Origin of the sequence: Microbacterium sp. B24 (assembly GCF_000333415.1) — a bacterium.
Classification (GTDB): Bacteria; Actinomycetota; Actinomycetes; order Actinomycetales; family Microbacteriaceae; genus Microbacterium.
In genome coordinates this window covers 22,118-29,979 of the sequence record NZ_BADB01000152.1, presented here as the reverse complement: position 1 = coordinate 29,979, position 7,862 = coordinate 22,118, and the positions used below count along the sequence as shown (strand labels likewise).

General features: G+C 67.2%; 6 protein-coding genes and 2 pseudogenes. 2 read left to right on the top strand and 6 right to left on the bottom strand.

The window, feature by feature from the left end:
* The 5 genes and pseudogenes from I5I_RS03640 to I5I_RS03620 form a co-directional block, all read right to left on the bottom strand.
* A pseudogene (locus I5I_RS03640) lies at positions 1 to 532 on the bottom strand (ABC transporter permease); the annotation flags it as partial.
* 2 nt (positions 533 to 534) lie between these two features.
* Positions 535 to 1,602, bottom strand: a complete 1,068-nt coding sequence (locus I5I_RS03635; protein WP_051039461.1) for an ABC transporter permease — start codon at positions 1,600 to 1,602, stop codon at positions 535 to 537.
* Positions 1,599 to 2,309 (bottom strand): annotated as a pseudogene (locus tag I5I_RS03630) (ABC transporter ATP-binding protein); the annotation flags it as partial. The pseudogene I5I_RS03630 and the gene I5I_RS03635, both read right to left, overlap by 4 nt.
* A gap of 98 nt (positions 2,310 to 2,407) precedes the next feature.
* Positions 2,408 to 3,232: an ABC transporter ATP-binding protein gene (locus I5I_RS03625; protein ID WP_036316559.1), complete on the bottom strand. Its 825-nt coding sequence runs from the start codon at positions 3,230 to 3,232 to the stop codon at positions 2,408 to 2,410.
* Positions 3,233 to 3,334: 102 nt separating this feature from the next.
* Positions 3,335 to 5,008 carry an ABC transporter substrate-binding protein gene (locus tag I5I_RS03620; RefSeq protein WP_036316558.1) on the bottom strand — a complete coding sequence of 558 codons (1,674 nt, stop codon included), beginning with the start codon at positions 5,006 to 5,008 and terminating at the stop codon, positions 3,335 to 3,337.
* A 127-nt stretch (positions 5,009 to 5,135) separates the two neighbouring features.
* On the opposite strand from I5I_RS03620, the gene I5I_RS03615 reads away from it, so the two are divergent.
* The gene (locus I5I_RS03615; protein ID WP_036316557.1) at positions 5,136 to 5,768 is read left to right on the top strand and encodes a TetR/AcrR family transcriptional regulator; all 633 of its coding nucleotides are present in this window, start codon (positions 5,136 to 5,138) and stop codon (positions 5,766 to 5,768) included.
* 24 nt (positions 5,769 to 5,792) lie between these two features.
* Here I5I_RS03615 and serC read toward each other — a convergent pair whose 3' ends face one another.
* On the bottom strand, positions 5,793 to 6,911 hold the full coding sequence (serC, locus tag I5I_RS03610) for a phosphoserine transaminase (RefSeq protein ID WP_036316555.1): 1,119 nt from the start codon (positions 6,909 to 6,911) through the stop codon (positions 5,793 to 5,795).
* Between the two features lie 99 nt (positions 6,912 to 7,010).
* Between serC and I5I_RS03605 the strand changes: the two genes are divergently transcribed.
* Positions 7,011 to 7,718: a metal-dependent transcriptional regulator gene (locus I5I_RS03605; RefSeq protein ID WP_036316554.1), complete on the top strand. Its 708-nt coding sequence runs from the start codon at positions 7,011 to 7,013 to the stop codon at positions 7,716 to 7,718.
* The last annotated feature ends 144 nt before the right edge of the window (positions 7,719 to 7,862 follow it).

Here is a 7,862-nt window from a genome sequence, read left to right as displayed (position 1 = left end):
CGCCCCATGCCCACCCGGTCAATCCCAGGACGGCGGCGATGAGCACGAGCGGGGGGTCCTGGAACTGTGAGGCGATGATGATCATCAGCGGCAGCGCCGGAAGCACCAGGAACACGTTCGACAGCGCCGAGAGCGACTCGCTCTTCCAGCCGCGGAGGTAGCCCGCCGTCACCCCCACCAGGATGGCGACGACCGTGGCCATGATGGTCGCGAGGAAGCCGACGATCAGCACGCCGCGGGTGCCGTAGACGATCTGGCTGAACACGTCCTCGCCGATGTGCGTCGTGCCCAGCAGATGTTGAGCGGACGGAGGCTGCAGGGTCGCACTCAGATTCTGCGCCGTCGGATCGTAGGGAGCGATCACGGGCGCGAAGATCGCGACGAGCACGAAGACGGCGAGGATCACGAGGCCGGTCGCCGACTTCGGGTTCGCGAACATCGCCACCGACGCTCGGAGCTGGCGCAGGAACGTGCGTCTGGGCGGCGCGGACGGCGACGCGGTGAGCACCGCGGCGGTTTCGGGGATCGACATGGTCAGGCCTCCGTCTCTCGGACGCGGGGGTCGAGGATGGCGTACGCGATGTCCGCCAGGATGTTCGCGATCAGCACCGCGAGAACCAGCACCAGGAAGATCCCCTGCATGAGGGCGTAGTCCTTCGCGTTGGTGGCGTTGAGCAGCAGCAAGCCGATACCCGGATAGGAGAAGACCATCTCCATCACCAGCGTGCCGCCGACGATGAAGCCGAGCGCCAACGCGAAGCTCTGGATCTGGGGGAGTACCGCGTTGCGTGCCGCGTAGCGCCAGAGCACGCGGCGGTCGGGCAGGCCCTTCGCCTGGGCGACCGTGATGTAGTCCTCGTCGAGCACCGTCAGCATCATGTTGCGCATACCGAGCACCCAACCGCCCAGAGAGGCGATGACGATCGTCAACGCCGGAAGAGCGGCATGCGAGACCACCTGGCCGATGAACTCCGCATTCCAGCCCGGCTCCACGCCCAACTCGTAGGCGTGCCCGGCGGGGAACCACCCGAGAAGCGTCGAGAACACAGCGATGAAGATGAGGCCCAGCCAGAAGTACGGCACCGTTCCGAGGAACGTCGTGATCGGCACGAGCACGTCGAGCCGTCCTCCTCGTCGCCATCCGATGACCGCGCCGAGCACGGTTCCCACGACGAAGGAGAGGATGGTCGCCGTGCCGACCAGACCCAGCGTCCAGGGCAGTGCCGAGCCGATCACGTCGCCGACGGGGGCCATGCCGCTGGAGATGGAGATTCCCAGGTCGCCCCGCAGCAGCATCCCCCAGTAGTTGACGTACTGATCCCACAGCGTCGTGGACGAGTCGAGGCCGAACATCAACCGCAGCGCCTTCTCGGCCTCGGGCTGCAACTGTCCACGGGCCTGCGCCATGTACGCGGTGACCGCATCGCCGCGCATCATGCGCGGGATGAAGAAGTTGATCGTGATGGCCGCCCACGCCGTGAACGCGTAGAACAGCACTCTGCCGCCGATGAAACGCCACGGAACCCGCATGCGTCCCCGTTCGGCACGGGTCGCGGTCGTGCCCACGAGCGTGGGATCGACGGTCGAGATGTCGCTGATCATCGTTCACCTCCGGCGGCCGCAGCCGCTCGTCTGCGGAAGAACTCCTCCGGATCGGGAGATGCCGCACGCAACTCCCGCGTGTAGGGATCGCGCGGCCGGAGGATGACGTCGTCCGCGGTTCCCCGCTCGACGACGCGGCCCTGATTGAGCACCATGATCTCGTCGCTGAAGTGGCGCGCCGTCGCCAGGTCGTGCGTGATGTACAGCACCCCCAGACCCTCCTCGCGCTGGAGATCGGCGAGGAGGTTCAGCACACCGAGACGAATCGACACGTCGAGCATCGACACCGGCTCATCGGCGATGAGCAGGGCCGGACGCGAGGCCAGGGCGCGCGCGATGGCGACGCGCTGACGCTGGCCGCCGGACAACTCGTGGGGACGCCGCTCCATGACGACGTCGGGGTCGAGGCGCACACGCTCCAGCAGGCGGCGCACCTCGGCATCCGTCTCGCCGCGCGCCACCACGCGGTCAAGCCGCAACGGGCGCTCGATGTGGTGACGGATCGTGTGCGACGGGTTCAGGGAGGCGAAGGGGTCTTGGAAGACCATCCGCAGCTTCTGCCGATAGGCGCGCAGGCCCGCGCCGCGGCGGGGGATGGGACGCCCGTCCAGCAGCACCTCGCCGCGCGTGGGCACTTCGAGCTGGGTGAGGATCTTCGCGATGGTGGACTTGCCGCTGCCGGACTGACCGACGAGTCCGATCGTCTGGCCGGCGCTCAGGCGAAAGCTGACATCGTCGAGCGCGGTGATGTGTCCCGCGCCGCGCACGTTGTAGATCTTCGTGACACCGGCGACGTCGAGCGTCGTCATCGTGCCACCACCCCCTTGTCTCCGGTGAGGCGCGGGAAGGAGCGCAGCAGCGTGCGTGTGTAGTCGTGGTGCGGATCGGACCAGATCTGCTCGGCCGTGGCGAGCTCGACGATCTCGCCTTCCCGCATGATCGCGATCCGGTCGCTGATCTCCAGCAGGAGCGGGAGGTCGTGGGTGATGAAGATCACGGAGAAGCCGAACTCGTGGCGCAGCTGGGAGATCTGCCGAAGGATCTCACGCTGCACGAGAACGTCGAGAGCCGTCGTGGGCTCATCCATGACCATCAGCTGGGGGCGCAGTGCGAGGGCCATGGCGATCATGACGCGCTGTCGCATGCCTCCGGACAGCTCGTGCGGGTATGACCGCAGTCGCTGGGCGCCGACCTTGACCGTCTCGAGGAGGTCGATCACCGCGGCACGCCGCTCGGCCCGACTCATCGACGGCCGGTGCACCACGAAGACGTCGTCGAGCTGCGCACCGATGGTGCTGACCGGGTTCAGCGCGTTCATCGCGCCCTGGAAGACCATCGAGATCTTGTCCCACCGGAAGCGACGCATCTGCTCGGCGTCGAGCGTGTTGACGTCGATGTCGAGTCCGGACTCGTCGTGGAAGACGACACGGCCGCTCGTGATGACGGCGGGCGGCTTCAGCAGTCGCTGGATGCCGTAGGCAAGGGTCGTCTTGCCGCTACCGCTCTCGCCGGCCAGGCCCACGATCTCGCCGCGGCGGATCTCGAGACTCACGTTCGCGACGGCGGTGACGGCCGGGTCCACGTCGTAGACGACCGAGAAGTCGTCGATGGTCAGAAGGGTGTCTGTCATCTGCTCGTGCTTTCGGGTTCTCCTGAGGCTCGAGCGGACGGTCGCCGCGATGGCGTGCCGTCCGCCCGAGCGTGAGGCAGGAATGCTGATCGGAGCCCGCGCCTACTTGGCCGGTGTGAGCTTCATCACGACCTGCACGGCGGACGGCGCCGTCGGGTCCGCCGTCGCGTACTGGTTGTCTTCGCTCGGCCATCCGACGAAGCTGCGCGTGTTGTACTCGCCAAGGGTCGGGTGGGTTCCGATCGGGATGGCAGGCACGTCCTCGACGAAGATCTTCTGGATCTGGTTCAACGTGTCGGTTCGGGTCGCGTCATCCGAGGCGCTCGCGTACTTCTGCAGGAGCGCCGTCGCCGTCGGGTTGTCGTAGCGCCCGAAGTTGTCCGAGACCTGACCGCCCGAGGCCTGCTGCAGGTACGCGCCGTTCATGACGTCGTCGTAGATGTGCCACGGGTTGGAGCCCGATCCGCTCCAGTGCAGTGCCGCGTCGAAGTTGCCCGAGGAGAGGTTGCCGAACCAGGTGTTGGCATCGGGGGTGGCGACCTTCGCGTCCGCGCCGAGCGTGTTCTTGACCTGCGTCGCCACGAGCTGGATGCCGGTGACGTAGTCGTTCCATCCCTGCGGGTCTTGCAGCGTGAAGGACACGGGCGCGCCCGACGGGTCCATCAGGGCGCCGTCCTTCCACGTGTAGCCGGCGTCCGTCAGCACCTTCTTGGCGCCGTCGACGTCGATCGTGAAGTTCTGGTCCTTGTACTCGGGGGCGATGTACTGGTCGCCGGTGGGCTGCGGGATGCCGGTGACGTTCGTCAGTTCGGGGCCCGCATTGCTGCGTGCCTTCTCGGCGTGGGCCTTGCGGTCGATGACCATGTTGACGGCCTTGCGGAAGGCGACGTCGTTGAACGGGGCCTTCGTCGTGTTGACCACGATCATGTCGGGGCTCAGCACGTTGGCGCCCCAGAACACGTTGTGCTGCGGGTCCTTGTCGACGTAGTTCGTCTGGTAGTCGGTGATGAAGATCTGCGCCCAGTCGACCTCCTTGGTCTGCAGCGCACGCAGCAGACCGGTGTTGTCGTTGTACTCCAGGTACTTCAGCTCGGCCACGGGGACGGTCCCGCCCCAGTAGTCCGTGCGGGCGGAGAGGACGACACCCTGCGACGAGAAGCTCTTGACCGTGTAGGGGCCGGTGCCGATCGCGTCTTTGACGGCGTCCTTCGACGGGTCCGCGATGCCCTTCCACTGGTGCTCGGGAACGATCGCGGTCTGCAGGACGTCACCCTGCTTGACGAACTTCGACTCGCTGAAGGAGAGCACGACGTTATCGCCGTCCTTCGCGATGCTCGACAGCTTGAGTCCGGCGAGGTCGAGAGCCGGTGTGTTCTTGATCATCGTGAAGGTGAAGATGATGTCGTCGGCGGTGAAGTCCTGGCCGTCGCTCCACTTCACGCCCGCGCGGGGGTGCACGGTCAGCTGGGTGTAGTCGGCGTTCCATTCCACCTTGTCGGCGAGCCAGGGTGTGGTCTCGTTCTTGCCGACGGGGTTCACCAAGGCGAGGGGCTCGTAGATCATGCGGTCGTAGCCGAGCGACATGCCGGAGCCCGTGGTGATGAACGGGTTGTTGATCTGGGTGGCCAGCACGGCGGCGCCGTCGGGCTTGGCGATCGTGAGCGAACCGGTGCTCGCGCTGCTGCCGCCGGACGTCCCGCCCGCGCAGCCGCTGAGCACGAGAGCTCCGAGGAGGACAGCGGTGGCGCCCGCGATCACATGCTTTTTGAACCTCATTGTTTCTCCTTGTGATGGACGTCCTCGCCTTCGAGGTCGACGATGGGTAACTTACTTGTCAGTAAGTAAAACTGCAAACGCCCCATAGGCTACGGTTCGATAACGGAAGAACGGAGACCGGACGCGCATGCCCGTCGACAAGCGCCAGACGCGCAATCGCCCCGAGACGCTGACGCGACGTCGCGAAATCCTCGACGCCGCGGTGGAGATCTTCGGCAGCAAGGGCTTCGCGAGCGGGACGCTCGGCGACATCGCGGAGCAGGTCGGAATGACCCACGCCGGCATCCTGCACCACTTCGGCTCGAAGGATCAGCTGCTGCTCGAAGTGCTCAAGCATCGCGATGCCTCGGATGTCGCACATCTGGACGATCAGCACATCCCCGATGGGATGCCGCTGTTTCGCCATCTCGTGCGCACGGCGTTCCTGAACGCCCAGCGTGCCGGCATCGTGCAGGCCTACGCCGTGCTCTCCGCGGAATCGGTCACCGACGATCACCCGGGTCGCGAGTTCTTCGAGCGCCGCTACCGCACGCTCCGGGCCGAGGTCGCGCACGCGTTCGCCGTCGTCTGCGCGGAGCGCGGTGTGACCGCCCCGCACCGGATCGCCGATGCCTCCGCCGCCATCCTCGCCGTCATGGACGGACTGCAGGTGCAGTGGCTGCTCGAGCCCGATGCGCTCGATCTCGGGACGGCATCCGAATTCGCGATCGAGGCCATCGTCGCGGCCGTGCTCGATCCGCGGCCCTCACCGCTGGCCTGAGCCGGCGGCGCGGCCCTGCGGGCCTCAGGCCTGCATGTGCTCGATGGTGTAGTCGATCGCCTTGATGAGCTGGCGGACATCGTCGGGCTCGATCGAGACGAACGTCGCGATGCGCAGCTGGTTGCGTCCGAGCTTGCGGTACGGCTCGGTGTCGACGATGCCGTTGGCGCGCAGGCTGGCGGCGACGGCCGCGGCATCCACGCTCTCATCGAAGTCAATGGTGACAACGACGGGGGAGCGGTCGGCGGGATCGGCGACGAACGGGGTGGCCACCGGCGAGCTCTCGGCCCACTGGTAGAGAGCCTGCGAGGACTGCGCCGTGCGGGCCGCGGCCCAGCCGAGGCCCCCGTTGCCGTTGATCCATTCGAGCTGCTTGTCCAGAAGGACGAGGGTGGCGACCGCGGGGGTGTTCAGCGTCTGGTTGAGTCGCGAGTTGTCGAGAGCGTTCTTCAGGCTGAAGAACTCGGGGATGTAGCGACCGGATGCCGCGACGCGCTCGATGCGCTCGATCGCGGCGGGGGAGACCGCCGCGAACCACAGTCCGCCGTCGGAGCCGAGGTTCTTCTGCGGGGCGAAGTAGTAGACATCGGTCTGCGAGACGGCGAAGTTGATGCCGCCGGCCGCGCTCGTCGCATCGATCACCGTGAGGGCACCCTCGTCACCGGAGACACGGGAGATGGGTGCCGCGACGCCGGTGGAGGTCTCGTTGTGCGGCCAGGCGTACACGTCGACGCCCTCGACCGCCTCGGCGACCGTGCGCGTTCCGGCATCCGCCTTGCGCACGTCGGGCGCGTCGAGCCACGGGGCCGCGGCCGCCGCGGCGAACTTGCCGCCGAACTCGCCGAAGACGAGGTTCTGCGCTCGACGTTCGATGAGACCGAACGCGGCCGCGTCCCAGAACGCCGTCGAGCCGCCGTTGCCGAGGATGATCTCGTAGCCGTCGGGAAGACGCAGCAGGTCGCTGAGTCCCATGCGAACCTGGCCGACGAGGTTCTTGATCGGAGCCTGCCGGTGCGAGGTCCCCATCAGCACCGCGCCGGGGCCCGCCAGGGCAGCGAGCTGCTCCGGCCGGATCTTGGACGGTCCGCAACCGAAGCGACCGTCGGCGGGCAGGATCTCGCGGGGCAGCGTGACGTGGGCCATGCTCCCGATTCTAGGGTCAGCGCCGCCGGCGCCCCGCCGCGTCGCCGTAAGAAACGGATAGGCTGAGAAGACACCCACGAACGTGCGCGAGGCCTGCCCATGACCGATCTGATCGACACCACCGAGATGTACCTGCGTACCATCCTCGAGCTCGAGGAGGAGGGCATCGTCCCCCTGCGCGCGCGCATCTCGGAGCGTCTCGGACATTCCGGTCCGACCGTGTCGCAGACGATCGGGCGGATGGAGCGCGACGGTCTCGTCGTGGTCTCCGACGACCGTTCGCTCGAGCTCACGACGCCCGGGCGGCAGAAGGCCGTCGACGTCATGCGCAAGCATCGCCTGGCGGAGCGTCTGCTCAGCGACGTGATCGGTCTGGACTGGGCGTACGTGCACGAAGAGGCCTGCCGCTGGGAGCACGTGATGAGCGAGCTCGTCGAGCGTCGCCTGATCGAGCTGCTCGGTCATCCCACCGAGTCGCCCTACGGCAACCCGATCCCCGGGCTCGACCAGCTGGGCGACGTTCCGGCCCGCACCTTCGACGACGGCGTGGTGGGCCTGGTGCGCCTGCTCAACCAGACGGGCGGTCCCGTGCGCGGCACCGTCCGGCGCCTCGCCGAGCCGGTGCAGGTCGATCCCGAACTCCTCGAGCAGCTCCGCGACGCCGGCGTCGTGCCGGGAGGCGTCGGCGACTTCCGCTTCAGCGAGGGCTACGTGCTGGTGCAGATGGCGGACAAGGCGGATGGACTGGAGCTGCCGGTCGAGGTCGCCTCGCACATCTTCCTCGTCGATGCCGTGCCGCACGCCTGAGCGTCACCCGGGAAGCGCCTGGGCATGAACACCTGTGCGTGACTTATTCGTTACCTTCCGGTAGCCTCGAAAAGTCCACGTGGCGAGAAGCCCGCCACGGACCTCCGCACGGATTGCCTCATCGGTTCGTCGTTCGCGCGGTGA